Annotated in this window: 3 protein-coding genes; 2 read left to right on the top strand and 1 reads right to left on the bottom strand. The window is 72.4% G+C overall.

Going from position 1 to position 2,083, the window contains the following annotated elements; genetic code table 11:
• Positions 1–27: 27 nt before the first annotated feature.
• Positions 28–753, bottom strand: coding sequence for a carboxylesterase family protein (locus GH736_RS21765; protein ID WP_235934625.1), 726 nt, complete (start codon positions 751–753; stop codon positions 28–30).
• Between the two features lie 144 nt (positions 754–897).
• Here GH736_RS21765 and GH736_RS21760 point away from each other — a divergent pair, with 144 nt between their 5' ends.
• Together GH736_RS21760 and GH736_RS21755 are read left to right on the top strand one after the other, a co-directional pair.
• Complete coding sequence (locus GH736_RS21760; protein ID WP_159607018.1) at positions 898–1,467, top strand: NADPH-dependent FMN reductase; 570 nt, start codon at positions 898–900, stop codon at positions 1,465–1,467.
• Positions 1,468–1,503: 36 nt separating this feature from the next.
• Positions 1,504–2,010 carry a MarR family winged helix-turn-helix transcriptional regulator gene (locus tag GH736_RS21755; RefSeq protein ID WP_159607016.1) on the top strand — a complete coding sequence of 169 codons (507 nt, stop codon included), beginning with the start codon at positions 1,504–1,506 and terminating at the stop codon, positions 2,008–2,010.
• Positions 2,011–2,083: the final 73 nt, after the last annotated feature.

The following is a 2,083-nucleotide window of genomic DNA, read 5'->3' as shown; positions in this document are numbered from 1 at the left end:
GGGCACCACCGAGGACCATCGTCGCATCTACGAGATCCGCAAGGACATCGGGCGGATCGACCGTGCGGTCTCGAGCATCGCGGCGGCGCTCCGCGAGAGCACCCAGCATCTCGAGGCGTAGACCGTCACCCGCCCGGGGTCGCCGCCGAACGCGTCGATGCGCGAACGGACCCACCGCAGCGCCTCGATCAGGTCGAGCAGACCGAGGTTGGCCGGCCGGCCGCCGGGTTCGCCGCCGCCGAGGAATCCGAGCACGCCCAGCCGGTAGGTGATCGTGACCACGACGACGCGCTGCTCGCGCACGAGCGCGGCGGGATCGTAGCCGCCGACGTCGCCCGCCCCCGAGACGTACGAGCCGCCGTGCACCCACACCATGACCGGCAGGGCCTCGCCGGCCCAATCGGCGGGGCGCGTGATCGAGAGCCGCAGGCAGTCCTCGTCGAACTCGACGCCGCGCATCGTGCCGCCGAAGAGGCCGTCGCTCGAGGCGGGCGGCTGGGGGCATCCGAGTCGCTGGTACTGCCGAGCGGATGCCTCGTGCGGATCGGGCTCGACCGGCACGGCCGGCGCGAACCGTTCGGCGCGGGCATAGCGGATGTTGCGGATGCGGGTGACCTCGCCGTCGTCGACGGCCGCGAACACGCCGAAGCGAGTGTCGACGGTGGTGAGGTCGCCGGGCCAGGAGTGCTCGCCCGGGCGCATGCCGTCTGCGCCGTCGCCGAGGCGATCGGCGTTCAGGGCCTGCTCGCTCATGGTCTGCCTCCGCGGTCCATCGTAGGTTCGAGCGCCGACACCGCACACCCGGCGCCCAGCCTCGACGCCCATGCGGCCACTCCGCAACCCCTCGTGCGGCGAGGGCGGCGGGCGTAGCGTGGGGCCCCCGAGTGAGGAGGCACCATGCCCACGTACCAGGTCGGCTACTTCGTCGGCAGCCTGTCGTCGACATCCGTCAACCGCATCCTCTCGAAGGCGTTGATCCGGGTCGCGCCGGACGACCTCGCCTTCACCGAGATCCCGATCGGGAACCTGCCGCTGTACAGCCAGGACTACGACCACGACTACCCGCCCGAGGCGCTCGCGCTGAAGGAGGCGATCGCGGCATCCGACGCCCTGCTCTTCGTGACCCCCGAGTACAACCGCTCGATCCCCGGCGCGCTCAAGAACGCGATCGACTGGGCCTCCCGCCCGTGGGGGCAGAACTCGTTCGACCACATCCCGGCGGCGGTCATCGGCGCCTCCGTCGGCTCCATCGGCACGGCGCTCGCGCAGCAGAGCCTGCGTGCGGTGCTGAGCTTCTGCAACGCCCGGCAGATGACCGCGCCCGAGGCGTACATCCAGTACTCGACAGAGACCTTCGGCGACGACGGCGAGATCCGCAACGCCGGCACCGAGGAGTTCCTGACGGGCTTCATGGCGGAGTTCCGCGAGCACATCCAGCGGGTGCTGACCGTGCTGCCGCGGCAATAGGCCGACGCGGCTCGCGAGCGAGGTACGTTCGACGGTATGGCCCCAACGGCGAGCGATCGCGATGACGACGTCGACCTGATCATCGACGCGTGGTCGCGTCGGCTCCCCGGCGTCGACCTGACGCCGCTCGACGTCATGTCGCGGCTGCGACGGGCGGCGAACCGGCTGGCGCACCTGCGTGCCGAGGCGTTCAGCGCGGCCGGGCTCGCGGCGTGGGAGTTCGACGTGCTCGCCGCACTGCGGCGCGAGGAGCCGCCGCACGAGCTCAGCCCCGGCCAGCTCATCGCCGCGACGATGATCGGCAGCGCGGCGATGACGAACCGGCTCGACAACCTCACCCGGCGTGGGCTCGTCGAGCGCCGTCCCAACCCCAACGACGCCCGGAGCGTGCTCGTGCGCCTCACCGACGACGGCGCCACCCACGTCGACGAGGCCATGCGCGAGCTCGCCGGTCGCGAGGGGGAGGCGCTGCGCGGCTTGAGTCGCGACGAGCAGGCGACGCTCGCCGGACTGCTGCGCCGCCTCGTGCGCGACGGCGGCTGACGGCGGAGCCGGGCTCAGGCGTCGTCGGCGTCGGATGTCGCGGCTGCCGTCTCGGCGGCGGGGCCCCGGGCGC

It is taken from the genome of Agromyces humi (assembly GCF_009720255.1).
In the GTDB taxonomy this organism is placed as follows: domain Bacteria; phylum Actinomycetota; class Actinomycetes; order Actinomycetales; family Microbacteriaceae; genus Agromyces; species Agromyces humi.
This window is presented reverse-complemented; position numbering and strand designations above follow the sequence as displayed.

Excerpts from the sequence above, each read along its gene's own strand:
- GH736_RS21765 (WP_235934625.1), bottom strand. The coding sequence starts at position 753 with ATGAGCGAGCAGGCCCTGAACGCCGATCGCCTCGGCGACGGCGCAGAC.
- GH736_RS21760 (WP_159607018.1), top strand. The coding sequence starts at position 898 with ATGCCCACGTACCAGGTCGGCTACTTCGTCGGCAGCCTGTCGTCGACA.
- GH736_RS21755 (WP_159607016.1), top strand. The coding sequence starts at position 1,504 with ATGGCCCCAACGGCGAGCGATCGCGATGACGACGTCGACCTGATCATC.